We start from the raw sequence: 24,256 nt of genomic DNA on the forward strand, positions 1-24,256 counted from the left end.
GTCTCCTAGGCGGCGCGCGCGTTGCGGATCAGGTTGAGGGCGGACGCGGGATCGAGCCGGCCGTCATAGAGCGCGCGGCCGGCGATCGCGCCGGCGAGCTTCTTGGCGCGCGGCGTCAGCATCGCCTTGACGTCCTCGATCGAGGCGAGGCCGCCGGAGGCAATCACGGGAATCGAGATCGCATCCGCTAGCGCGATGGTCGCATCGAGATTCAGGCCCTTGAGCAGCCCGTCGCGCGCGATGTCGGTGAAGATGATGGCGGCGACGCCGGCATCCTCGAAACGCCGTGCGATCTCCAGCACCGTCACCTGCGAGGTCTCAGCCCAGCCTTCGACGGCGACCTTGCCGTCACGTGCATCGAGCCCGACCGCGACGCGGCCGGGGAATTTCCTGGCGGCCGCCTTCACCAATTCGGGGTCGCGCACCGCGGCGGTGCCGATGATGACACGGGTGATGCCCTTGTCGAGCCAGGCTTCGACAGTCGCGAGATCGCGAATGCCGCCGCCGAGCTGCACCGGAATCGTGATCGTCTTCAGCATCGCCTCGACGGCCTGCGCATTCACCGGCTTGCCGGCAAACGCGCCGTCGAGATCGACGACGTGGAGATACTCAAAGCCCTGCGCGACGAAGCTCGCCGCCTGCGCGGCGGGATTGAGGTTGAACACGGTCGCGCGCGCCATGTCGCCCTGTTCGAGGCGCACGCATTGGCCGTTCTTGAGGTCGATCGCGGGAAAGAGGATCACGGTTTCCATCGCAAAAAATTCGAGATCAGGGCCAAACCAAAGCGCTGGCTCTTCTCGGGGTGAAACTGTGTACCGATGGCGGTATCCTTGCCGACGATCGCGGTGACAGGCCCGCCGTAATCGGCGCGCGCGAGCACGTCCGCCTCGTTGGCGGCATTGAGGTGGTAGGAGTGCACGAAATAAGCGTGCTGGCCCTTGGGGCCGAGCGGCAGCTTGTCCAGCACCGGATGCTCGCGCAGCACATCGAGCGTGTTCCAGCCCATGTGCGGGATCTTCAGGCTCTCGTCGCGCGGCGTGATCTTCTCGACGTCGCCGCCGATCCAGTTCAGGCCTTGCGTGATGACATGCTCCTTGCCGCGGGTGGCGAACAACTGCATGCCGACACAGATGCCGAACATCGGCCGCGCCTTGACGCGCACCGCTTCGGTGATCGCCTCGACCATGCCGTTGACGGCATCGAGCCCGCGCCGGCAATCGGCGAACGCACCGACGCCCGGCAGCACCAGGCGGTCGGCGCTGTAGGCCTGGTCCGGATCGCTGGTGACGAACACCTTTTGCGGGTTGTCCATGCTGCGCGCGGCGCGCTCGAACGCCTTGGCAGCCGAATGCAGATTGCCGGAACCGTAATCGATGATGGCGACGCTCATCTTGACCCTCCCGGTTCTGGAAACAAACCAATGATGCCACCCGCCGGCATCGGCGGCGGATTGGAGAATTGCTGACCCGGCACGTTGCGGGTCGGCGGTGGGCCGCCGCGATCGACGGCCCATTGATCGTTGACGATGCCGCGCTGCTTCTGGCTCCAGCGCTCGAAGAAGCGGTGCTCGGCGGTATCCTCATCGTCGGAAATGACCACGTCGAGCTGCCGCCATTTACCGCGCGACAGCGTCCAGCGGCGCAGGCTGGAGGCCTCGAATCCCATCAGGAGCGCGACGATGACGTCGGCGAAGAAGATCGACGACCGGCCGACGCCGAGGCTGGACAGCCCGACATTGAAGGCGGCCACGAAGATCAGCCAGCCGATCAGCGCCAGCCACAGCCGATTCCACAGCAGCCAGAACGGTCCGAAGATCATCGCCCAGAAATGGAAGCCGTCGCGCACGAAGACGAACTTGTCGGTCGCGCGCAGATCGGCTCCGGCAGGTGAGGGAGCATGAACTGTGTAGACGGACATGGCGATGCCCCGTTCCCTAGGAATTCAGTGATACCGCAAGCGGCGCGCGCCGCCGGCCGAAAGACGTCAGCCGCCGAGCGAGCCCTTGGTGGAAGGGATTTCGCCCACCGTCTTCGGGTCGATCGCAACGGCAGTCCGCAGCGCCCGTGCCAGACCTTTGAAGCAGGACTCGGCGATATGGTGGCTGTTATCGCCATATAGGGTCTCGACGTGAAGAGTCACGCCGGCGTTCATGGCAAAGGCCTGGAACCACTCGCGCACCAGCTCGGTGTCGAACTCGCCGATCTTGTCGCGGGGGAAGTCGACCTTGAACACCAGGACCGGGCGGCCCGAGATGTCGATGACCACGCGCGACAGCGTCTCGTCCATGGGCATGTGCACGCCGGCATAGCGGGTGATACCCGCCATGTTGCCGAGCGCCTGCTTGACGGCCTGGCCGAGCGCGATGCCGGTGTCTTCGGTGGTATGGTGATGATCAATGTGCAGATCGCCGACCGCCTTGACCGTGAGGTCGATGCGGGAATGGCGGGCGAGGAGATCGAGCATATGGTCGAAAAAGCCGATGCCGGTCGCGATATTGGACACGCCGGAGCCATCGAGGTTCACGGTGACCTCGATGTCGGTTTCCTTGGTCTTGCGCTTGATCGTCGCGGTGCGCATCAAAACTAGCTTTCATCCTCGTTCGGGGCCGAAAACGCCGGTCTTTTAACAGCCAAATGACGCCTTCGCTACTGCGGGAACGGCTGGCCGGGCCTCTACTTCTGCCTATGGTGAGCGAAATTGGTCCCGGAGCGGCCCGTTGTGCGCCAGTTGTCCCCTTGGCCCCGACCGCCTAAATCAGGCCGGACAACGAGGATCATTCATGCAGGACTCCCCAAACAGCTCGCCGGTCTGGCACGGCACCACGATTTTGACGGTCCGCAAGGGCGGCACGGTGGTGGTCGGCGGCGACGGCCAGGTCTCGATCGGCCAGACCGTGATCAAGCACAACGCCAGGAAGGTCCGGAAACTCGGCAAGGGCGACGTCATCGGCGGCTTTGCCGGCGCAACGGCCGACGCCTTCACGCTGTTCGAGCGTTTGGAAGCCAAACTCGAGCAATATCCGGGGCAATTGACCCGAGCCGCCGTCGAACTCGCCAAGGACTGGCGCACCGACCGTTATTTGCGCCGGCTGGAGGCCATGATGATCGTGGCCGATAAGGACGTCTCCCTGGTGCTGACAGGCACCGGCGACGTGCTGGAGCCCGAAGCCGGCGTGATGGCGATCGGCTCCGGCGGGAATTACGCGCTGGCAGCCGCCCGCGCCCTGCTCGACACCGACAAGGACGCCGAGACCATCGTCCGCCGCTCCCTCGACATCGCCGCCGACATCTGCGTCTACACCAACCGCAATGTAACCGTCGAAGCGCTGTCGGCCGGGTAGGGCTGTGATTGAACAGCGGGGCTCAGAACTGGCTGTAACCTCTCCCGCTTGCGGGAGAGGTCGCGCCGAAGGCGCGGGTGAGGGTTCTGTCCTCTTGGGGGCTGTCCCATTGCGGAAGCACCCTCTCCCCGACCCTCTCCCGCAGGCGGGAGAGGGAGTGCACCACCCGTTGGCCGCTAGGCCATGACCCCCGCCTACACCTTCCGCCCGATGACCGCGGACGACCTGCCGCTGATCCGGCGATGGCTGGGCGAGGCACATGTGCGGGACTGGTGGGGCGATCCGGACGAGCAGTTCGCGCTCGTGAGCGGCGATCTTGATGAGCCGGACATGGACCAGTTCATCGTGTTGGCCGGCGACAAGCCGTTCGGCTATCTTCAATGCTACCGCCTGACCGCCTGGAATACGGGTCTTGGGCCGCAACCGGAGGGCACGCGTGGCATCGATCAATTCATCGGCGAAAGCGACATGATCGGGCGCGGGCACGGTTCGGCATTCATCCGCCAATTCGCCGACGCGCAGTTGCGGCAGGGCCTGCCGCGCATCGTCACTGATCCTGATCCGCTCAACGCGCGCGCCGTGCGTGCCTATGAGAAGGCCGGCTTTGTCCGCGACCGCATCGTCGAGACGCCCGACGGGCCGGCGCTGCTGATGGTGCGCGCGCCATGACGCTGGCAACCACGCATGAGAGCAGGGCCGCGTTTCCGCCGCTCGCCTGGGTCGGCATCGCGCTGCTGCTGCTGGCGATGCAGGCCTCGATCCTGCTCGCGATGGGCCGGGTGCCGATCTGCACCTGCGGCTATGTCAAGCTGTGGCATGGCGTGGTGAACAGCTCCGAGAATTCGCAGCACATCGCCGACTGGTACACCTTCTCGCACATCCTGCACGGGTTCCTGTTCTATGGCTTGACCTGGCTGCTGTTCGCGCGGCTGCCATTCGTGTCTCTGTCCTGGCCCGCGCGCCTGATCGTCGCCATGCTGATCGAAGGCGCCTGGGAGATCGTCGAGAACTCGCCTTTCATCATCGAACGCTACCGCGCCGGCACGATCTCGCTGGATTATTTCGGCGACAGCATCGTCAATTCGGTTTCTGACAATCTGTCCATGATGCTGGGCTTCCTCGCCGCGCGCTTGCTGCCTGTATCGGTGACCGTCCTGCTCGGGCTCGCCTTCGAAATCATGCTGGCGCTCCATATTCGCGACAATCTGACGCTCAATATCCTGATGCTGATCCATCCGATCGAGGCGGTGAAACAATGGCAATCGGGTCCGCCGATCATCTGACGGCAAAAAAAGCGGCTTGTCCCGCCCCGCATCTGATCCTAGCTAAGGTCCCATGACAGACTTCTCCCCCCGCGAAATTGTTTCCGAACTCGACCGTTTCATCGTCGGCCAGGCCGATGCCAAGCGCGCCGTCTCGATCGCGCTGCGCAACCGCTGGCGGCGGCAGCAACTCGAAGGTTCCTTGCGCGAGGAGGTGCTGCCGAAGAACATTTTGATGATCGGCCCGACCGGCGTCGGCAAGACCGAGATCGCGCGGCGGCTCGCCAAGCTTGCCAACGCGCCGTTCCTGAAGGTGGAAGCAACGAAATTCACCGAGGTCGGCTATGTCGGCCGCGACGTCGAGCAGATCGTGCGCGATCTCGTCGAGGTCGCGATCTCTCAGGTCCGCGAGCGCAAGCGCAAGGACGTGCAGGCACGCGCACAGCTCGCCGCCGAGGAGCGCGTGCTCGACGCGCTGGTCGGTGCCAATTCCAGCGCCGCGACGCGGGACTCCTTCCGCAAGAAGCTGCGCGCGGGCGAGCTCAACGACAAGGAAATCGAGATCGAGACGCAAGGGGGCGGCAGCGGCTTTCCGATGTTCGAGATCCCGGGCATGCCCGGCGCGCAGATGGGCGCGGTCTCGATCGGCGACATCTTCGGCAAGCTCGGCGGGCGCAGCAAGACGCGGCGGCTGACGGTGGAGAGCTCGCACGAGATCCTCGTCAACGAGGAATCCGACAAGCTGCTCGACAGCGATCAGTTGACGCTGGAGGCAATCAGCGCGGTCGAGAACAACGGCATCGTGTTCCTGGACGAGATCGACAAGATCTGCGCCCGCGAAGGCCGCGCCGGCGGCGACGTCTCGCGCGAGGGCGTGCAGCGCGACCTGCTGCCGCTGATCGAGGGCACCACGGTCTCGACCAAGCATGGCGCGGTGAAGACCGACCACATCCTGTTCATTGCCTCCGGCGCCTTCCATGTCGCCAAGCCGTCCGATTTGTTGCCGGAATTGCAGGGCCGCCTGCCGATCCGCGTCGAGCTGCAGGCGCTGACCCGCGACGACATGCGCCGCATCCTGACCGAGCCCGAGGCCTCGCTGATCAAGCAGTATGTCGCGCTGATGCAGACCGAGGGCGTCACGCTCGACATCACCGACAACGCCATCGACGCGCTTGCGGACGTCGCGGTCGCCGTCAATTCCACCGTCGAGAACATCGGCGCGCGGCGGCTGCAGACCGTGATGGAGCGGGTGCTGGACGAGATCTCCTTCACCGCCCCCGACCGCAGCGGTGAGACCGTCAGGGTCGACGCCGATTTCGTGCAGAAGCACGTCGGCGACCTCGCCAAGAACGCCGATTTGAGCCGGTTCATTTTGTAATTTGACCGGGCCGCGCTATTTATTCCGCCGTCGTCCCGGCGAAGGCCGGGACCCATAAGCACCAGCGGTTATTGTTGGAAGAGATAGCGACTCCAGCCTTGGCTCAAAGCAAACATTCGTGGCTATGGGTCCCGGCCTTCGCCGGGACGACAACGGAAGGTGCCGCGCGTCGAGTGCCATATGCTCGCTGACTTTCAGAAAAACCGCTGGCGCATCCTGCTCGCGGTCAACGCCGCGATCATCGGCGGCGTCTTCGTTCACAAGATCCAGCTGCCGCCTTACGTCCCCTACATCCACCTCCTCGTCGACTATCATTTTGGCTTCATCAAGCGCGCGCTGATCGGGGCGATCGTCGCGCTGTTCACCGACAAGGTGCCGCTGTGGCTGGTGTTCGCGCTCGGCGGCGCGACATGGCTGGTGACGCTGGGGCTTTACGCGAGACTGTTCCAGAAGACTTTCGGCTTCACCACGAAGACATTGCCGCTGTTCGTCTTCATCGCGGGTTCGCCGTTCTTTCTCAAGAACTTCATGCACACGCTCGGCCATTTCGACATCTATGGCTGCGCGCTGGCGATCTTCCTGCTGCTGGTGCCGGCGGGATCGCTGCTGTTCGTTGCAACCGCTGCGCTGTTCTCGATCGTGCTCGTGCTGATCCACCACATCCATCTCCTGATGTATGTGCCGACCATCATCACCATCGTCGTGATCAGGCACTATCTGACGCACGGCTGCGATCGCACCAATGTCGCGTTCGGCATCATCGCCCTGCTTGCCGTCTCCGCGCTGTTCTTCGCCGCGCAGTTTTGGGGAACGATGCCGATCCCGGAGGCGGATTTCGTTGCCTACCTGAAGAGCCGGATGGCCGATCCGTCGCGGACCGACCTGCTGCAGTTTGCCTACATCTGGTATCAGCCGCTGGCGAAGGAGATTTCCGACACCTGGGGTCGCCTGCCGCACAACGTCCTCGGCGTGCCCGTGTTCGCGCTGCTGATCTGGCTGCACACACCGCTGTGGCGCTATTTTGCCAACCTGATCGGCGCGCTCAACGACACGCATCGCCGTCTCGTGGTCGCGGCGCTCGCCGGTGTCAGCCTCGCCTGTCTCGTGATGTTCGCGATGGTGTTCGACTATTCGCGCTGGATCTCGAACTGGGCGGTCTGCATGTTCCTGATCCTGCACGCGGTGAAGATGCTGCCCGCAGTTCGCGAGACGCCGCTGATTCCGGCGGAAGATCAGAAGACAAATATCATGGGCCTGATCGTCACGCTGATCCCGCGCGTCGGAATCGTGCGGCCGTTTTAGACGGTGCGCTCCCTCTCCCGCTTGCGGGAGAGGGTTGGGGAGAGGGTGTCTCCGCAGAGGGATTCCCCAAGAGGAGAGAGCCCTCACCCGCCGCGCTTCGCGCGACGACCTCTCCCGCAAGCGGGAGAGGTTGCAGCGAGCCTGCGGTTAATATCTCGCCCGCCTGATCCGCACGTAAAGCGCGCCCTCGCCGCCATGGCCGATGCCGGCTTCCTCGAACCCCACGACGAAGGCCCGGAATTCCGGCAGGCTCAGCCATTCCGGCACCTGACGGCGGAGCACACCGCTTTCGCCGCCGCTGCGGCCCTTGCCGGTGATGACGAGCACGAAGGTCAGACCATCATGATGGGCGCGGTGCAGGAAGCCGCTCAGAGCGCGATGGGCCCGCATCTGGGTCATGCCGTGCAGATCGAGGCGCGCCTCGATCTCGCTGCGCCCGCGCGACAGCTTTGTGCGCTCGCGCTTGCCGAGCGGCGCGAGCGGCGGCACCGCCGGCTTCGCCGCACGCGGTGCCGGGGCAGCGGCAATCGGACGTGGCGATGGCGCGAGCCGCGTGGCGGGCGCTGCAGGAGAAGGCTCGGTGCGCGGTGAAGCCTGTGCCTTGGCGACACGAGGCTTCCTGAGCGGCTTGACCTGCTTTGCGATCGTATCCCACAGCGCGCGCTCTTCCTCGCTCAGCGCGCGACGGCGCGGCGAGGGACGAGGCTCCAGCACGGGCGGACGGGACGATCGCTTCATTGCTGCCGATGGGAACGACTTTTCACCGGCCGCCGCGGCTCCTGAACTGGCTCGATCACGGGACGCGGCACCGGCAGCGGGACTGGACCGGCGACAGCGACCGTCTCGCTCTTGCTTTGCGCCACGGCTGCCGCCGGCTTGTCCTTCGCAGGATCGGTTTGCGGAAACAGTTTTGCAATTTTCTCCGAGGGCCGCGGATCCGGCACAGGCAGCCGCGCGGCGCGCGCTGTGGGATCGAGGCCCTTCGGCACCAGCATCACGAAATGCATGGCATGGCGCAGCCGCCCGGAGACGCGGCCGGCCTCCTGACCCGCGCCGAAATAGAGATCGGCGCGCGCCGGACCGATGATGGCCGAGCCGGTGTCCTGCGCGATCATCAACCGATGGAACGGCGTCTTCGCGCGTTCGGAATCGATCGGGAGCTCGCCTTCGATAAAAAACGGAGTGCCGTAGACGTGGAGCGACTTGTCGACCGCGATCGAACGTCCGGCCGTCAGCGGAATGCCCTGCGCGCCGACCGCCTCTTCCTTGTCGGACAGATTGACCTCGCGGAAGAAGATGTAGGAGCGGTTCTGGCGGCGCAGCTCCCTGGCGCCGTCAGGGGTCTGCGCCATCCACTCCCTGATCTTCTGCATCGACATCTCTTCCTTCGGAATGATGCCGCGCTCGATCAGGATGCGACCGACCGCCGTATAGGGATAGCCGTTATAGGCGTCGTAGTTGAGCCGGACCGTGCCGCCGTCGTCGAACTTGATCCGCGCTGAGCCCTGGATCTGGGCGAACAGCAGATCGGTCGGGTCCTTCAGCCAAGCGATCTCGAGTCCGCGGCCGGCGATCTTGCCGTCCTCGATCTCGGCGCGGTCATAATAGGGTACGAGCTTGCGGCGGCCGATCTTGCGATAGACCGGGCCCTTGTTGGGCAGGCTGACCGAATCCTGCTTGTAGCCGCGCACGAACAGGTTCGAGGGGCGGCGATAGACCGGGACGTTGTAGACCTCGGTCTGCGTGCGCGATCCCTCCAGCACCGGCTCGTAATAGCCGGTGACGAAACCGTCGGGCTCGCCGAGGCGCGAGATCCGCAGCGGTGCAAAATTCTCTTCGAAGAAGGTTTTGGCTTTGGCGTCGTCGGCAAGCTCGAGCGACTTGGCGACCCGGCAGGGTTCGCCCAGCGAGGCGCCTAAAGCCTTGGGTTCGGGAGCGCCGGTCTGCGCGCTGATCGGACGGCAGCTCGCGCGAAAGGTCTTGTAGGCGGCGAGATGATTGTCGTCGCTCCAGCCCTTCACGTCGGCCCAGGCCAGCGGCAGATATTGCGCGCCGGGAATCTCGAACGGCAGGGGAAGCTGCGGATACGGCAAGGCGCGCGGCGGCGCGGCAGGCAATTCCGGGAGATGATGGTGATGGCTGCGATAGTGGCGCCGCGCCGCCTCGGCGCCGAGTGAAAACGACGACAGCGCGACGGCACCTGCGCAAAGCGCCGTCGCGCTGGTCTTCAGGAAAACCTTAATTCGCGCTTCCGGTGCCAACCAGCTTCCAGTTCGGATCGCGAGAGGTGATGTCGCGGGCGAAAGTCCAGATGTCGGTGATGTCGGCGACCGTGTCGGCGCTGCCGTCGACGATGTTGCCGGTCTTGTCTCGGGTGGCTGAGATCATCTGCGAGACGAAGCGGATCGTGAGCTGGGCGGTGCGGTCGCGCAGCTCGGCGCCGACGAGCTCGGCCTTGTCGATCGAGACAAAGCGCGTCTCGGTCTTCTGCTCGTTCTTCTCGCGCTCCTTGATCGCGGCGTCGAAGCTTTCATAGACCTCCGACGACAGCAGGTCGCGCAGCGCGCGGCGGTCGCCATTGGCAAAGGCCAGCACGATCATCTCATAGGCGCCGCGGGCGCCGGAGATGAAATGGCGCGGATCGAAGGTGGAATCCTTTTCGACGATGGAGTCGAGACCCTGGGCGAGCACGGTGCCCGGCTCGGTCAGGCCCTTCCAGCGGTCGGAGGGCGGGGTCGGTTCGGCCGTCGGCGCCAAGGGGGCCTGGTCGATGACCTTGCCCGGCATGGTGACGACGTTCTTGTCCTGGGCACCCTGGAGCGCGTTGCGGTCGAACGGCGGCCGCTCGTTGCCGGTGCGCTGCCCCAGCACGCTACGCAGCCTCAAAAAGATGAAGACCGCCAGCGCCAGGAAGATGATGGTGTAGATGTCCACGTCGTATTCGCTTTCTGGTCGTCTGTAGAAGGGGCCGTCTCGAAAGGATCGTGCCGGGAAAATCGATCCGGCCAGTAGACCGTTCCATACCGGAACGGCAAGTCTACATCACCATTTCGGGTCCGCGCGTCCGGTCCGTGGGATGTAGGCACGAAATCTTGCCCGGCCAATGGCGCCTTTTGGCACAGCACCGAGTGTAGCGCGTTTTATGCTTAAGGGGAAACCCGATCCTGCCGGGAAATCGCGCATCTTCAATCGTTTAAGGCGCGGTTTCGCTGGATCGGCGGGATGGACGCCACAGTTGTGGGCGTGGCCGGAATTCCCCATCCGGGACCGTTCGTCCTTGTGGAACGAGGTAGCCCTATGTTAGCCAACCGCCGCGAAATTCAGCCCAATCGGGTAAGGAGACACTCTTATGACCAACGGTAACGGCACCCCTCCCGAGGCGGCCCAGGCTCCCCAGCTCAACGTCCTGGCGCAATATACCAAGGACCTCTCCTTCGAAAATCCGAATGCGCCCAGCTCGCTCCAGCAGCAGAGCCAGCCACCCCAGATCAACATCCAGATCAATGTCAGCGCCAACAACCTCAGCGAACAGGAGTTCGAGGTGACGTTGTCGGTCGAGGGCAAGGCCGAGACCGCCGGCAAGATCATGTTCTCGTTCGAGCTCGCTTATGCCGGCGTGTTCCGCATCTCCAACGTGCCGAAGGACAATTTGCATCCGCTGGTCATGATCGAATGCCCGCGCCTGCTGTTCCCGTTCGCCCGTGAGATCATCGCCACTGCCGTGCGCGACGGCGGGTTCCCGCCTTTGATGCTGGATCCGGTCGACTTCGTCGGCCTCTATCGTCAGAACATGGAGCGGCAAATGGCCGCTCAGCCGAGCGGCCAGGCTTAACCAGCCGAAGCGACCGCTGGAGCGGGCAAGAACTCGTTCCAGATCGCCTTGTCGCCGAGCGTTGCGATGAAGGCCCGGTGGGCCTCGCGCTCGGCGTCTGAAATCCGCGGTGGAAGCGGCGCCGGCCGCTGCCGCCGTGGCGCATCGGCAGCCCCATTGGCGCGAGTTTCCTCGGATTCGGAAGCCAGCAGCAGCTGCGATTGCCGCGCCCCGACCAGATCCACATAGACTTCCGCAAGCAACTCGGCGTCGAGCAAGGCGCCGTGCTTGGTGCGGCGTGAATTGTCGATCGCATAGCGCGAGCAGAGATCGTCGAGCCGGTTCGACACGCCGGGATGCTTGCGCCGTGCCAGCAGCAGCGTATCGACCAGCCGCTCACGCGGGATACCCGGGCGCTTGATCCGGTCGAGCTCGGCATTGATGAAGCTGATGTCGAACGAGGCATTGTGGATCACCAGCGGCGCGTCGCCGATGAACTCCAGAAAATCGTCGACGACTTCGTGAAACAGCTGCTTCGTCGCCAGAAACTCGGCCGACAGCCCGTGCACCGCAAAAGCTTCTGCCGGCATGTCCCTTTCGGGATTGATGTAGACGTGGAAACTCTGCCCCGTCGGCATGCGATTGAGCATCTCGACGCAACCGATTTCGACCAGGCGGTCTCCCCGCAGCGGATCGAGGCCGGTGGTTTCGGTGTCGAGAACGATTTCGCGCATAGTCCAGCAAGCCGTGTAAGGCGGCGAATCAGGCTCGCCGCTGCGGCATCTTAACGACCTCGGCCAGGATGTGCGCGATTTGAGCGCGCACCGGCTCGAGTCCATGCGACGTATCCACCACGAAATCGGCACGCTTGCGCTTTTCCGCGTCGGGAGTCTGCTTGGCGATGATGGCGTCGAGCTTGGCCTCGTCCATGGTGCCGCGCGCCAGCACCCGCTCGCGCTGCAGTTCCGGAGACGTCGTCACGACGACCACCGCGTCGACCCGCGTCTCGCCGCCCGTCTCGAACAGCAGTGGAATGTCCAGCACCACCACCGGCGCGTTGGCGGCTTCGGCGTCAGCGAAGAATTTCTTTCGGGAAGCGCCGAGCATCGGATGGACGATCTGCTCCAGCTGCTTGATGGCGGCAGGATCGTGCACCACACGCGCCGACAGTTTTGCCCGATCGACCTTGCCGTTCGCGGTGGTGCCGGGGAAGGCGGCCTCGATCGCGGGCGCAGCCTCACCCTCGTAAAGCTGATGGACGGCCGCATCGGCATCGTAGACAGGGACGCCAGCCTCCGCGAATAATTTCGCGGTGGTCGATTTGCCCATCCCGATCGAGCCGGTCAGTCCCAGGATCCGCATCAGCACCCAGCCATATCTGCCATTCACACCGCAACTAGCCGCTCGCGCCGCAGGAACGCAAGCAGCGACAGCAGCGGCAAACCGAGAATGGTGAAGTGGTCGCCCTCGATGCGCTCGAACAAATGGATACCCAGGCTTTCGAGCTGATAGCCTCCGACGCTGGTGGTGACGGCATCGCCGGCGATGTCGAGATAGGCCGAAAGCTCGGCCTCCGTCATCTGCCGCATGGTGAGGCGCGCGACCGAGATGTCCTCGAAGATGATCTCGCCGTCGCGTGCTATCGCCACGGCGGAATTCAGCTCATGGCTATGGCCGGAGAGATCGCGCAGTTGCGCCAGCGCCTGGGCGCGGCCCGCAGGCTTGTTGAAGAGGCGATCGCCAAGCGCCAGCGTTTGATCCGCACCGATGACGGTGCTTCCGGCGTGATGGGTCGAGACTGCCTTGGCCTTTTCGCGCGCCAGCAGCAGGGCAATCTCGCGCGGATCAGAAAGCCCGGAGGCGGCCTGGATCTCGCGCTCGTCGATATCAGCCGTGATCGCCTTGAACTCGAGCCCGGCATTCGCCAGCAGCATCTTTCGCGCGCTGCTCTGCGAGGCCAGGATCAACGAAGATTTGCCGAGCCACAGACCCATCGCGAAACTATCCCAAAACTATTCAGAAGGCCGGTTACGCTGGCGATCGCTGTAGAGTTTCATGATCGCCGCGGCGGTTTCCTCGATCGAGCGCCGCGTGACGTCGAGCAGCGGCCAATCGTGCTTGGCGCTCAGCTTGCGGGCAAATGCGACCTCCTCGGCGACCGACTGCTTGTCGGTATAGGTGTCGCTGCTGGAATCGGCGCCCATGGAGAGCAAGCGGTTCGTGCGCACCTGGATCAAGCGTTCCGGCGTCGCATGCAAGCTCACCACCAGCGGTCGCGTCAACGTTTCCAATTGCGACGGCACCGGAATGCCGGGAACCAGCGGCACGTTGGCAGTGCGGATGCCTCGGTTGGCAAGATAGATCGACGTCGGAGTCTTGGAGGTGCGGGAGACACCGACGAGCACCACGTCCGCATCGTCGAGCCCTTCGACATGCTGGCCGTCATCGTGGATCATCGTGTAGTTCAACGCGTCGATGCGCTTGAAGTATTCGGCGTTGAGCACGTGCTGGGCGCCGACCCGGCCGGTCGTGGCAGCTCCGAGATAGGCCTCGAACAACTGCATCACCGGGCCGATGATCGACAAGCTCGGAACATTGATTCCTTTGCACTTGTCCTCGAGCCTGGAGACCAGATCCTTCTCGAGCAGCGTGAACAATACGATTCCCGGTGCTTCCTCGATCTCGTCGAGCACGCGATCGAGCTGTTTCTGGCTGCGCACCAGCGGATAGACGTGTTCGACCGGCGTGACGTTGGCGTACTGGGCGGCAACGGCGCGCGCGACCGTGATCAGCGTCTCACCGGTGGAATCGGACACGAGGTGCAGATGGAAATAATTGTTCGAGGTCGGCACAAAAGCCCTTTGTATGAAGTCGGTGTGGTTTGTGGATTTCTGTGGACCTTAACCGCTCGGAAAGGGATGTGCGACACCGGGGGCGGGACAAGTGCCGATTTTCTTCACACCACTGCCCCTGAGAACAACTTCGACGCCCTGCCGAAAGGGAAACGGGATTGCGTCGATAACCCTCTTGATAAGCTGCCGACAGAAACGCGCAAGCCTTTGAAGCTGACCGACTTATCGAGAGTGGCCAGAGCGATCAGGGATATGTTGATGGATGTGAACAAGCGCGTGTGAACGGGCGGACGGAAATGTGTGAGTCCAATTCACCGTCACATAGACTCAAACCTTAAGAATCTAAGATTCTTATTGGAGAAGGGCGCTACGGACGGATATGTGTGCAGGCAAGACCTTAACGACTCCTTACTATCCCCAGCGTTCCCTTCGGCTGGGCAGGAATCCGGACCCCAGACATGTTTGAAGACGTCTACCTCTGGATCAAGGCGCTGCATGTGATCGCCGTCATCTCCTGGATGGCGGGCATGCTCTATTTGCCACGGCTGTTCGTTTATCATTGCGAGGCCGAAATCGGCTCGAAGCAGTCGGAAACATTCAAGGTCATGGAACGGCGGCTGTTCAAGGCGATCATCAACCCCGCCATGATCGTGACCTGGCTCGCCGGGCTCTATCTCGCCTGGGCCGGACACTGGTTCACTTTCGGCTGGCTGCACGTAAAACTGGCACTGGTCCTGGCGATGTCCGCGGTCCACGGCTTTTTTTCGCGCTGGCTGAAGGATTTCGCAGCGGACCGACGCCCCCGGAGTCAGAAATTCTATCGGATTATCAACGAAGTACCGACTGCCTTGATGATTCTTATCGTCATCATGGTGATCGTGAAGCCGTTCTAGGCAGGGTCGTGAACAATCGCTCAGTGCTTCTGCTTGCGGAGTGTGAGGCGATTTTCTATATTAGCAATATCCCACCCAACGCAGGCGGATGTGGTTGTGTCTGAGCTTTCCAGAGGCCGGACACCCCATCAGGTTTGAAGCCTCACCGGCACTCTCCTTGCCAGACCTGCGGACCTTGCCTTTTCGCGTCCGCATTTCAGAGCCTCCTCGCACCCCCTCCCCAGGTTACCCCACAGGACCACCCCAATGCGGGAAATCAAACTCCAGGACCTCAAGTCGAAGACGCCGGCCGAGCTCGTCTCGTTCGCGGAAGAGAACGGGGTCGAGAATGCCAGCACCATGCGCAAGCAGGAGCTGCTGTTCGCCATCCTCAAGCAGCTTGCGCTCGCTGAGACCGACATCGTCGGCGAAGGCGTCGTCGAGGTTCTCTCCGATGGCTTCGGCTTCCTCCGCTCGCCCGATGCGAATTATCTGCCGGGCCCGGACGACATTTACGTTTCGCCCTCGCAGATCCGCCGTTTTGGCCTGCGCACCGGCGATACCATCGAAGGCCACATCCGTAGCCCGAAAGAGGGCGAGCGCTATTTCGCGTTGCTGAAGGTCAACACGCTCAATTTCGAGGACCCGGAAAAGGCCAAGCACAAGGTCAATTTCGACAACCTCACGCCGCTGTTTCCGAATCAGCGCTTCCGTATGGAAATCGACGACCCGACGCGGAAAGACCTGTCTGCAAGGGTGATCGACATCGTCGCGCCAATCGGCAAGGGCCAGCGCGCGCTGATCGTCGCGCCGCCGCGCACAGGCAAGACCGTGCTGATGCAGAACATCGCGCATTCGATCGCGCATAATCATCCCGAGTGCTATCTGATCGTGCTCCTGATCGACGAACGTCCCGAAGAAGTGACGGACATGCAGCGCTCGGTGAAGGGCGAGGTGGTGTCCTCGACCTTCGACGAGCCGGCGGTGCGCCACGTCCAGGTCGCCGAGATGGTGATCGAGAAGGCCAAACGCCTGGTCGAGCATGGCCGCGACGTCGTGATCCTGCTCGACTCCATCACGCGTCTCGGCCGCGCCTACAACACCGTGGTGCCGTCATCGGGCAAGGTGCTGACCGGCGGTGTCGATGCCAATGCGCTGCAGCGGCCGAAGCGGTTCTTCGGCGCCGCCCGCAACATCGAAGAGGGCGGCTCGCTGACGATCATCGCGACCGCGCTGGTCGATACCGGCAGCCGCATGGACGAAGTCATCTTCGAAGAGTTCAAGGGCACCGGCAACTCGGAGCTGATCCTCGACCGCAAGGTTTCGGACAAGCGGACTTTCCCGGCGATCGACATTTCGCGCTCCGGCACCCGCAAGGAAGAGCTGATCACCGATCCGGTGGTCCTGAAGAAGATGTACGTGCTCCGCCGCATCCTGAACCCGATGGGGACGATGGACGGAATCGACTTCCTGCTCGACAAGCTGCGCTCGACCAAGAGCAATTCCGAGTTCTTCGACTCGATGAACACCTGATTGCAGTGCAATATGATCAAAGGGCGCCTCCGGGCGCCCTTTTTTCGTTGTGCGGCTTTGCTGCAGCGAAGGTGCAGCATGGCGGGGTGTTCGTCGCTTGGACTACATTTTATATAAGTTATTGATATTGTTGTTGAATAATGTGATATCGGAGCGCTGCCCATTCCGTTGGGAGTGGCTTTTGCAGCAGACGCTCGCGAATTTGGTGCATCGCAATATAGATTTTGCTGCGGGAATTGGTGCAGCAAAATCGCGTGATTTGTCGGCCAAAACGGACGTTTGCCTTTTTCCTGTCAGCCGGACAAATAGGCCATGCATCCGCGAGACCACACGATCTTTGCACTGTCGTCCGGCCGTCCGCCGAGCGCGCTTGCGGTGGTGCGCGTCTCCGGGCCAGGCGCCAGCCTGGGGCTGACGACGCTGGCGGGCAAGCTGCCGGCGCCGAGACAGGCCAGCCGCCGGCTGCTTCATGACGGCGCGGGTCAGCCGATCGACGATTCGGTGGTGCTGTGGTTTCCGGGGCCTGGCAGCGCGACCGGCGAGGACGTCGCCGAATTTCACGTCCATGGCGGTCGCGCGGTGCTGGCCGCACTCTTCACCGCTATTTCTTTAATTCCGAATATGCGCGCCGCTGAGCCCGGCGAATTCACCCGGCGCGCCTTCGAGAACGGCAAGCTCGACCTGACCGAGGCGGAGGGCCTCGACGATCTCATTCATGCCGACACCGACCGCCAGCGCCGCCAGGCGTTACGGCAATTGCAGGGCCTCCTCGGCAATCGCGCGCGCGACTGGCGCGAGCGCATCATCGAGGCCTCGGCTCTGATCGAGGCCGGCATCGATTTCTCCGACGAGGGCGATGTACCCGCCGAGTTGATGGCGCCTGCCGTAAAGGCGATCGTTGCGCTTCACGACGAAATCGCAGAAGTCCTTGCGGCACAGGGACAAGCTGAACGTTTGCGCGACGGCTTGGTGGTCGCGATCGCCGGCGAGCCGAATGTCGGCAAGTCGACGCTCATCAACCAGCTCGCGCGCCGCGACGTCGCGATCGTCTCGCCGCATGCCGGCACGACACGCGATGTGATCGAGGTGCAGCTCGATCTCGATGGCTACCCCGTCACGGTGATCGACACCGCCGGCATTCGCGAGACCGACGATCCCGTGGAGCAGGAGGGTGTCCGCCGGGCGCGAGCGCGAGCCGAAGACGCCGACCTGGTGTTATGGCTGGTGGAGGCTGGGCGCGCCGTCGATCCGGCCGCGATGCCGTTGCTAGGGAAGTCTGGCAACGCAAGCAGTCCCTCCGGCGGCTCGGTCTGGATCGTGCGCAACAAGATCGATCTAGGCGGGGTCGAGGACGTCGGGCCGCGCGGTGAGTTCGGAATTGCGGCGAGCCGGGGGGACGGCATTCCCGAGCTGGTCGATGCCCTGGTGAAATTCGCTGCCGAGTTCTTCGGAACGACGGAGGGCGCGTTGGTGACCCGGGCCCGCCAGCGGGATCTGCTGCGCCGGGCAGCGGACAGCTTGCGCCGGAGTCTTGAGCTCGTAGAAGAGGGTGAGGAGCTTGCCGCCGAAGAGCTGCGCGCGGCCGCCTATGCCTTGGGCCGGCTACTGGGTCGGGTGGATGTCGAGGACGTCCTTGGGGCGATTTTTCAGAAGTTCTGTGTTGGAAAGTAGGGCTAGTTCTTCATTGTAGAACTAGCCGTTGTTCCAATTCTTCGTTTCACGTGAAACGCGGCCGGCGCTGTTCCAAGATGTTTCACGTGAAACATTGAGGTTCACTCGGCCGCCCGCGGGAGTGACTGCTCTGCGTGCGATGGCGCCTTTAAGGAGCTGGTGTGCGGAAGGGGCGCAATGTCGGGAGTACGGCTCTGCCGTTGGCCTTTCCAATCGTCCCCCTCACTGGTTGCGACCTACGGACCACGCGTTTCCCTTCATAATCCCCATTTTCCCCTCACTAAAATGGTAATCTTTCCAAGGGCCATTCTACTGTGCATGGGTTGTTTTCGCGAAAAACACTTGGGCTCCCCTTTGCCTAGTTTCACGTGAAACAACCGCCCCCTCCAGTTTCCACTTCCGGCTTCCCCGCCTGTGAGTTAGAAGTCCGCCATGCGAACAGAGCGAGAGAGCTTCGACGTCATCGTGATTGGCGGCGGCCACGCCGGCTGTGAGGCCGCGGCGGCATCAGCCCGGACGGGTGCAGCGACCGCTTTGGTGACGCACCGTTTCTCCACGGTCGGTGCGATGTCCTGCAATCCCGCCATTGGCGGTCTCGGCAAGGGCCATCTGGTTCGCGAGGTCGATGCGCTCGATGGTCTGATGGGACGGGTCGGCGACGCCGGGGGCATCCAATTTCGCGTCCTCAATCGTCGTAAGGGCCCGGCGGTCCGTGGTCCGCGCGCGCAGGCCGACCGGAAGCTCTATGCCGCCGCAATGCAGGCGGCGATCCGGGAGACCGAGGGTCTTTCCGTTGTCGAAGGCGAGGCGGAAGAGCTGATCGTGGTCGAGGGGCGGGTGACCGGCCTGCGCCTGGCAGATGGCCGCGAACTTCGGGCAGGGGCTGTCGTCGTCACCACCGGCACCTTCCTCCGCGGTCTGATCCATCTGGGCGAGAAGAACTGGCCGGCCGGCAGGGTTGGCGAGGCGCCGGCGATGGGCCTTTCGACCTCGTTCGAGCGCGCCGGGTTCACCCTCGGACGGCTCAAGACAGGGACCCCGCCGCGTCTGGATGGCACGACCATCGACTGGTCGGCGGTCGAAATGCAGCCGGGGGACGAGCCTCCGGAGCCGTTTTCGGTGATGACCCAGCGGATCACGACGCCGCAGATCCAGTGCGGGATCACGCGGACCAATTCCGCGACCCACGAGGTGATCCGGGCCAATGTCCATCGCTCTCCGATGTACTCCGGCCAGATCAAGAGCTCCGGACCGCGCTATTGCCCCTCGATCGAAGACAAGATCGTTCGCTTCGGCGATCGCGACGGTCACCAGATCTTCCTGGAGCCGGAAGGGCTCGACGACAGCACTGTCTATCCCAACGGCATCTCGACTTCGCTGCCGGAGGAGGTCCAGCTCGCCATCCTCGCAACCATTCCGGGCCTGAAGCGGGTGAAGATGGTCCGGCCGGGCTATGCCATCGAATACGACCACGTCGATCCCCGTGAGCTCGATCCGACCCTCCAGACCAAGCGTCTGCGTGGCTTGTTCCTGGCCGGGCAGATCAACGGCACGACCGGATACGAGGAAGCCGCCGGCCAGGGCATCGTGGCCGGACTGAACGCGGCGTTGGCGGCGAGCGGCGCCGCGCTGACGGTGTTCGACCGGGCGGACGGCTATCTCGGCGTCATGATCGACGACCTCGTCACCCGCGGCATCAGCGAACCCTATCGGATGTTCACCTCCAGGGCCGAGTACCGGCTGACATTGCGTGCGGACAATGCCGATCAGCGTTTGACCGAGAAGGGCATCGCCCAGGGATGCGTTGGCAGCGCCCGGACGGTGCATCATCGCGCCAAGATGGACGCCCTGAATGCGGCTCGATCGCTCTCGAAGTCGCTGGCGATCACCCCGAACGAGGCCATCAAGCATGGTCTGTCCCTGAATCGGGACGGCCAGCGGCGGTCGGCCTTCGAGCTGATGGCGTATCCCGATATCGGCTGGAGCCAAGTCCGCGCGATCTGGCCGGAGCTCGCCGCCATTGATCCCGTCATTGCCACCCATCTTGAGATCGACGCGAAGTACGATGTCTATCTGGAGCGCCAGAGCGCCGACGTCGAAGCCTTCAGGCGGGACGAGGGGATGGTGCTGTCGGACGTCGATTACCAGCAGGTCCCCGGTCTCTCCAACGAGGTGAGGGCCAAGCTGGAGAAGGCTCGGCCGTTCACCGTTGGCCAAGCCGGCCGGATCGACGGCATGACGCCGGCGGCCCTCGGCATCCTTGGGGCCTATCTTCGCCGCGAAGCGCGGAAGACTTCCAAAGCAATCGCATAGGTTTCACGTGAAACAGCGCGGGCCGGGCGGCGGCAGATCGTCATCAGGAAAACCCTCGGCGGGTGAGGGTGCCGGTCGTCGCTCCGACCCGGCGCCGACCCGGCCGAAGATCGACAAGGCCAGCGCCAACGATCGATCCCTGGACGCCGTGATCGCGGCCGACAAGGTTGCGGCGCTCAAGCTCGCGCCCGTTTCACATGAAACCGAGGCCCGGCTCGATCGCTACATCGCACTGCTCCGGGAGTGGCAGGCCAAGACCAACCTGGTCGCGCCTTCGACATTGCCGCATCTCTGGACCCGGCACATCGCCGATTCGCTTCAGCTCGTCGCTCTCGCCCCGTCCGCCCAACGCTGGGCCGACCTCGGCAGCGGCGGCGGCTTTCCGGGAATCGTCCTGGCCTGCGCCATGGCGGGGACCGTCGGGGCGAGCGTCCATCTGGTCGAGCGAATCGCCAAGAAGGCGGCCTTCCTCCGCGAAGCCATTCGCGTCACGACATCTCCGGGAGTCGTACATCTCGCTGAGATCGGGGATAATGTGGATAGAATCACCGGCCCTGTCGATTGCGTCACCGCGCGTGCGCTGGCTCCGCTACATCAACTTATCGGCTTTGCGGAGCCGCTGATGCGCCAGGGCGCAAAAGCGTTGTTTCTTAAGGGTCAAGATGTAGAGTCTGAATTGACCGAAGCCACTAAATATTGGAATATTCAGCCGCAGCTTCACCAAAGCCGGACAGGCGACGGTTGGATCGTCGAGCTGGCTTCCGTCGAACGGCGCGGGTGAGGCGTCAGGGGCCGAGTGGGGAATTTGCGATGAGCGTGATTGACGAGCCGCAGCAAGAACAGACCGCCGCCGTCCCGCAGGGCCATCCGCGCATCCTGGCGCTGGCGAACCAGAAGGGCGGCGTGGGAAAAACAACCACGGCGATCAATCTCGGCACGGCGCTCGCTGCGATCGGCGAACGTGTCCTGATCGTCGATCTCGATCCGCAGGGCAACGCCTCGACCGGCCTCGGCATCGATCGCCGCAACCGCTCCTGCTCGACCTATGACGTTCTGGTAGGCGAGGCGAGCCTGCGGGAAGCGGTGGTCTCGACGGCTGTGCCACGGCTGCATATTGCGCCGTCGACCATGGATCTCTCCGGCCTCGAGCTCGAGCTCGGCACCACGCCCGGTCGTGCGTACAAGCTCCGTGACGCGATCAGCGCGCTCAACAACAACGTCTCTCCCGACGCCGATTACACCTACGTGCTGATCGACTGTCCGCCCTCGCTCAACTTGATCACCGTGAACGCGATGGCGGCTTCCGACGCGATCCTGGTGCCGCTCCAGTGCGAGTTCTTCGCGCTCGAAGGTTTGTCGCAATTGCTGCAGACGGTGGAGCAGGTACGCTCGACGCTCAATCCGAACCTGTCGATCCACGGCATCGTGCTGACCATGTTCGACTCGCGCAACAATCTCTCGAACCAGGTCGTTGCCGACGTCCGGCAGTTCATGGGCGAGAAGGTCTACAAGACCATGATCCCGCGCAACGTGCGCATCTCGGAGGCGCCGTCCTACGGCAAGCCGGTGCTGGTCTACGACCTCAAATGCGTCGGCAGCGAAGCTTATCTGCGGCTCGCCACCGAAGTAATCCAGCGCGAGCGCGAGCTGCGGACGACGCATTGATGTTGCCGTAGGGTGGGTTAGCCGAAGGCGTAACCCACCACTGTCGATCTCCGCGGAAACAGAAGAGGTGGGTTACGCCGAGCAGATACGCTTCGCGCATCTGCAGGGCTAACCCACCCTACGATTCGAAATTCAGTTCTGGAGTGCTGCAGCGTGAATCCAAGGGAGCTGGCGATGGCCGACGAAGCGCGTTCGCGATTGGGCCGGGGTCTTGCGAGTCTGATCGGTGACGTCGGGGGCGAGGCTCAGCATGTCGATCGGCCGCGCGCGCAGCGCAAGGTGCCGATCGAGTTCATCAAGCCCAATCCGCGCAACCCGCGCCGCACCTTTTCGGAAAGCGAGCTCAGGGAGCTTAGCGATTCGATCAGGCAGCACGGCGTGATCCAGCCGATCGTGGTGCGCCCGGTGAAGGGGGCGCAGGACCGCTTCGAGATCATCGCCGGCGAGCGGCGCTGGCGCGCCTCGCAAATGGCCGGCCTGCACGAAGTGCCGATCGTTCCCGTCGACATCAGCGACAGCGATGCGCTGGAGTTCGCGATCGTCGAGAATGTGCAGCGCGAAGACCTCAACCCGATGGAAGAGGCGCTCGGCTATCACGCGCTCGCCAACGAGTTCAAACGCAGCCAGGACGACATCGCCAAAGTCGTCGGCAAGAGCCGCAGCCACATCGCCAACATGATGCGGCTGACGAAGCTTCCTGCGGAGGTACAAGCGTTGATCACGAGCGGTGAGCTGACCGCGGGTCATGCCCGCGCGCTGATCGGCGTGCCTGATCCGCTCGCAGCCGCCAAGCGCATCGTCGAAGAAGGCCTCAACGTCCGCCAGACCGAGGCGCTGGCGCATGAAGAGGGCGTGCCGGAGCGCAAGCCGCAGAAGGCCCGCACGGGAGCAAAGGAAAAGGACCCTGATACGGTCGACCTGGAGAAGCGCGTCAGCGACGCGCTCGGGCTCAAGGTCACGGTGAGCCACCGCGACCCCGGCGGCTCGGTCCAGATCAACTACCGCAACCTCGATCAGCTCGACGAGGTCATGCGGCGGCTGGCAAAGGGCGCGGTGTAGGCCGCTCTCGGTGCCGTCCTGGCGAAAGCCAGGACGACATGCCGATTCGACACGTCATTGCGAGCGTAGCGAAACAATCCAGAATCTTTCCGGGGAGAGATTCTGGATTGCTTCGTCGCAAGGGCTCGTCGCAATGACGAGGGGACAGACAGAGCGGGTGCTCAGCCCCGCCGCTTCGCGTTCGCGGCGATCGCCATCAGCGTGCGCTGGGCGATGGCGGCGGCGAGGGTGGATTGCTTGCGGGTGTCGAGCGCGGCGGTCGCGAGCTGCTCGATGATGGCGGCGAGCCGCGCCATGCTGAAATTACGCAGTGCGGTTTCGACCGCGGGCTTCCGCGAAAAATGCAGGCGCGGATAGCCGCTGTCGAGCACGGCGGAAGCGGGCGTGCCGTCGGCGATCGCGAGCGCGGATTTGTGCAGCCACGCCGCCTGACGCTGCGCCGCAGAGATGATCACGCCGGGGTAGGTGCCGGCGATCATGGCTTTGGCAAATTCGTTCTCGACGATCTCGGGCCGGCCGGCGAAGGCACCATCGACGATCGGATCGAGTTTCAGCTCCGACGCATCGGCGACGACAGCCATCACGTCATCCAGCGTGATCTCGCCCTTGCCGTGGGCATAGAGCGTGAGCTTGCGCAGCTCGTTGCGGGAGGCCTGGCGGTCGCCGCCGAGGAACGACATCAGCACCGCGCGGGCATCCTGCGCGATGCGCAAATTGGCGATGCGAAGCTCGTCTTCCATCAGCTTGGCGAGGTCGCGCTCGGTATCGGGATAGCAGGCGATCGCGACGGCCGTCTTGGCGCGTTCGCAGGCCTTGCGCAGTGGCGATTCCGGGCGCAGCTCGCCGGCCTCGATCACGATGCGGCAATCCTTGACGCCCATCTCCGCCAGCGTGTCGATAGCGCTGGCAAAGCTGCGCGAGCCGGCGCGCACGCGGATGGCGCGGCGGCCGCCGAACAGCGGCACCGTCATGGCCTCGTCGACGAGGCGCGACGGCTCGGCGGAGAGCTCGTCACCATCGACCTTGACCAGTGAAAAGGGATCGTTGAGATCGTCGACAGCCGAGGCGATCAGCGCATCCGCGCGTTCGCGGACCAGGCCGGCGTCAGGACCGTAGAGCAGGATGATCGGACGGCCCGCATCGGGGCGGGCGAGAAAGGCGTCGATCTCTTTTCCGCGCAGCGCGACCATGTTGCCTG

At 63.7% G+C, this 24,256-nt stretch carries 26 protein-coding genes; 14 read left to right on the top strand and 12 right to left on the bottom strand.

All coding sequences use genetic code 11. The annotated features are described in order from the left end of the window. Positions 1-5: 5 nt before the first annotated feature. The 4 genes from hisA to hisB all read right to left on the bottom strand — a co-directional run bounded on the left by hisA (position 6) and on the right by hisB (position 2,577). Positions 6-752 (bottom strand): 1-(5-phosphoribosyl)-5-[(5-phosphoribosylamino)methylideneamino]imidazole-4-carboxamide isomerase, encoded by a 747-nt coding sequence (gene hisA / locus AC0L27_RS14650; RefSeq protein ID WP_275168965.1) that lies wholly within the window; start codon positions 750-752, stop codon positions 6-8. Then, positions 740-1,390, bottom strand: coding sequence for an imidazole glycerol phosphate synthase subunit HisH (gene hisH, locus AC0L27_RS14655; protein ID WP_027514809.1), 651 nt, complete (start codon positions 1,388-1,390; stop codon positions 740-742). The genes hisA and hisH overlap by 13 nt, the downstream gene beginning before the upstream one ends. Further along, positions 1,387-1,917, bottom strand: coding sequence for a DUF2628 domain-containing protein (locus AC0L27_RS14660; protein ID WP_275168967.1), 531 nt, complete (start codon positions 1,915-1,917; stop codon positions 1,387-1,389). The genes hisH and AC0L27_RS14660 overlap by 4 nt, the downstream gene beginning before the upstream one ends. A 66-nt stretch (positions 1,918-1,983) precedes the next feature. After that, positions 1,984-2,577, bottom strand: coding sequence for an imidazoleglycerol-phosphate dehydratase HisB (gene hisB, locus AC0L27_RS14665; protein ID WP_275168969.1), 594 nt, complete (start codon positions 2,575-2,577; stop codon positions 1,984-1,986). 202 nt (positions 2,578-2,779) lie between these two features. Here hisB and hslV point away from each other — a divergent pair, with 202 nt between their 5' ends. The 5 genes from hslV to AC0L27_RS14690 all read left to right on the top strand — a co-directional run bounded on the left by hslV (position 2,780) and on the right by AC0L27_RS14690 (position 7,282). Further along, positions 2,780-3,340 carry an ATP-dependent protease subunit HslV gene (gene hslV / locus AC0L27_RS14670; RefSeq protein ID WP_027566238.1) on the top strand — a complete coding sequence of 187 codons (561 nt, stop codon included), beginning with the start codon at positions 2,780-2,782 and terminating at the stop codon, positions 3,338-3,340. A 183-nt stretch (positions 3,341-3,523) separates the two neighbouring features. Continuing rightward, positions 3,524-4,009, top strand: a complete 486-nt coding sequence (locus AC0L27_RS14675; protein ID WP_275168971.1) for a GNAT family N-acetyltransferase — start codon at positions 3,524-3,526, stop codon at positions 4,007-4,009. Beyond that, entirely contained in the window at positions 4,006-4,623 is a 618-nt protein-coding gene (locus AC0L27_RS14680) for a DUF2585 domain-containing protein (RefSeq protein WP_275168973.1), read from the top strand. The genes AC0L27_RS14675 and AC0L27_RS14680 overlap by 4 nt, the downstream gene beginning before the upstream one ends. A gap of 52 nt (positions 4,624-4,675) precedes the next feature. Continuing rightward, positions 4,676-5,980 (top strand): ATP-dependent protease ATPase subunit HslU, encoded by a 1,305-nt coding sequence (hslU, locus tag AC0L27_RS14685; protein ID WP_275168975.1) that lies wholly within the window; start codon positions 4,676-4,678, stop codon positions 5,978-5,980. A gap of 180 nt (positions 5,981-6,160) precedes the next feature. Continuing rightward, positions 6,161-7,282 (top strand): hypothetical protein, encoded by a 1,122-nt coding sequence (locus AC0L27_RS14690; RefSeq protein WP_473319556.1) that lies wholly within the window; start codon positions 6,161-6,163, stop codon positions 7,280-7,282. 147 nt (positions 7,283-7,429) lie between these two features. On the opposite strand, the gene AC0L27_RS14695 is transcribed toward AC0L27_RS14690, so the two are convergent. Genes AC0L27_RS14695 through AC0L27_RS14705 form a run of 3 tightly spaced genes read right to left on the bottom strand, consistent with a single transcriptional unit; the run spans position 7,430 to position 10,216 of the window. Continuing rightward, on the bottom strand, positions 7,430-8,020 hold the full coding sequence (locus AC0L27_RS14695; protein ID WP_354209774.1) for a Smr/MutS family protein: 591 nt from the start codon (positions 8,018-8,020) through the stop codon (positions 7,430-7,432). Further along, entirely contained in the window at positions 8,017-9,543 is a 1,527-nt protein-coding gene (gene mltA, locus AC0L27_RS14700) for a murein transglycosylase A (protein WP_354209773.1), read from the bottom strand. Before mltA ends, AC0L27_RS14695 begins: the two co-directional genes overlap by 4 nt. Next, on the bottom strand, positions 9,521-10,216 hold the full coding sequence (locus tag AC0L27_RS14705; protein WP_354209772.1) for a Tim44/TimA family putative adaptor protein: 696 nt from the start codon (positions 10,214-10,216) through the stop codon (positions 9,521-9,523). The genes mltA and AC0L27_RS14705 overlap by 23 nt, the downstream gene beginning before the upstream one ends. 415 nt (positions 10,217-10,631) lie before the next feature. On the opposite strand from AC0L27_RS14705, the gene secB reads away from it, so the two are divergent. After that, positions 10,632-11,114 (top strand): protein-export chaperone SecB, encoded by a 483-nt coding sequence (gene secB / locus AC0L27_RS14710; protein WP_007598595.1) that lies wholly within the window; start codon positions 10,632-10,634, stop codon positions 11,112-11,114. Here the strand turns inward: secB and dnaQ are convergent. The 4 genes from dnaQ to AC0L27_RS14730 are packed head-to-tail and all read right to left on the bottom strand — an operon-like array spanning position 11,111 to position 13,945. Next, positions 11,111-11,827, bottom strand: coding sequence for a DNA polymerase III subunit epsilon (dnaQ, locus tag AC0L27_RS14715; RefSeq protein ID WP_354209771.1), 717 nt, complete (start codon positions 11,825-11,827; stop codon positions 11,111-11,113). The genes secB and dnaQ overlap by 4 nt on opposite strands. 28 nt (positions 11,828-11,855) lie before the next feature. Further along, positions 11,856-12,455: a dephospho-CoA kinase gene (gene coaE, locus AC0L27_RS14720; RefSeq protein WP_354209790.1), complete on the bottom strand. Its 600-nt coding sequence runs from the start codon at positions 12,453-12,455 to the stop codon at positions 11,856-11,858. Positions 12,456-12,478: 23 nt separating this feature from the next. Then, on the bottom strand, positions 12,479-13,087 hold the full coding sequence (locus AC0L27_RS14725) for a Maf family nucleotide pyrophosphatase (RefSeq protein ID WP_275168983.1): 609 nt from the start codon (positions 13,085-13,087) through the stop codon (positions 12,479-12,481). An 18-nt stretch (positions 13,088-13,105) separates the two neighbouring features. Beyond that, complete coding sequence (locus AC0L27_RS14730; protein WP_018459640.1) at positions 13,106-13,945, bottom strand: pyruvate, water dikinase regulatory protein; 840 nt, start codon at positions 13,943-13,945, stop codon at positions 13,106-13,108. 66 nt (positions 13,946-14,011) lie between these two features. Here AC0L27_RS14730 and AC0L27_RS14735 point away from each other — a divergent pair, with 66 nt between their 5' ends. From AC0L27_RS14735 to AC0L27_RS14770, 8 genes are all read left to right on the top strand, one after another. Beyond that, entirely contained in the window at positions 14,012-14,227 is a 216-nt protein-coding gene (locus AC0L27_RS14735; RefSeq protein ID WP_275168984.1) for a hypothetical protein, read from the top strand. Between the two features lie 176 nt (positions 14,228-14,403). Beyond that, positions 14,404-14,838, top strand: a complete 435-nt coding sequence (gene hemJ, locus AC0L27_RS14740) for a protoporphyrinogen oxidase HemJ (protein WP_027514824.1) — start codon at positions 14,404-14,406, stop codon at positions 14,836-14,838. A gap of 246 nt (positions 14,839-15,084) precedes the next feature. After that, the gene (gene rho / locus AC0L27_RS14745) at positions 15,085-16,350 is read left to right on the top strand and encodes a transcription termination factor Rho (RefSeq protein ID WP_007598612.1); all 1,266 of its coding nucleotides are present in this window, start codon (positions 15,085-15,087) and stop codon (positions 16,348-16,350) included. Between the two features lie 312 nt (positions 16,351-16,662). Beyond that, complete coding sequence (gene mnmE / locus AC0L27_RS14750) at positions 16,663-18,021, top strand: tRNA uridine-5-carboxymethylaminomethyl(34) synthesis GTPase MnmE (protein ID WP_354209769.1); 1,359 nt, start codon at positions 16,663-16,665, stop codon at positions 18,019-18,021. A gap of 432 nt (positions 18,022-18,453) precedes the next feature. After that, complete coding sequence (mnmG, locus tag AC0L27_RS14755; RefSeq protein WP_354209768.1) at positions 18,454-20,334, top strand: tRNA uridine-5-carboxymethylaminomethyl(34) synthesis enzyme MnmG; 1,881 nt, start codon at positions 18,454-18,456, stop codon at positions 20,332-20,334. Between the two features lie 139 nt (positions 20,335-20,473). Beyond that, entirely contained in the window at positions 20,474-21,115 is a 642-nt protein-coding gene (gene rsmG / locus AC0L27_RS14760; RefSeq protein WP_275168989.1) for a 16S rRNA (guanine(527)-N(7))-methyltransferase RsmG, read from the top strand. A 29-nt stretch (positions 21,116-21,144) separates the two neighbouring features. Further along, a complete protein-coding gene (locus AC0L27_RS14765) occupies positions 21,145-21,999 on the top strand; it encodes a ParA family protein (protein WP_007598621.1) in 855 nt (284 codons plus the stop codon). 174 nt (positions 22,000-22,173) lie between these two features. Further along, positions 22,174-23,058 (top strand): ParB/RepB/Spo0J family partition protein, encoded by an 885-nt coding sequence (locus tag AC0L27_RS14770; protein WP_275168991.1) that lies wholly within the window; start codon positions 22,174-22,176, stop codon positions 23,056-23,058. Positions 23,059-23,219: 161 nt separating this feature from the next. Here the strand turns inward: AC0L27_RS14770 and holA are convergent, their stop codons facing one another. Beyond that, entirely contained in the window at positions 23,220-24,248 is a 1,029-nt protein-coding gene (gene holA, locus AC0L27_RS14775) for a DNA polymerase III subunit delta (protein WP_354209766.1), read from the bottom strand. Positions 24,249-24,256: the final 8 nt, after the last annotated feature.

Source organism: Bradyrhizobium sp. Ken51 (assembly GCF_055807435.1).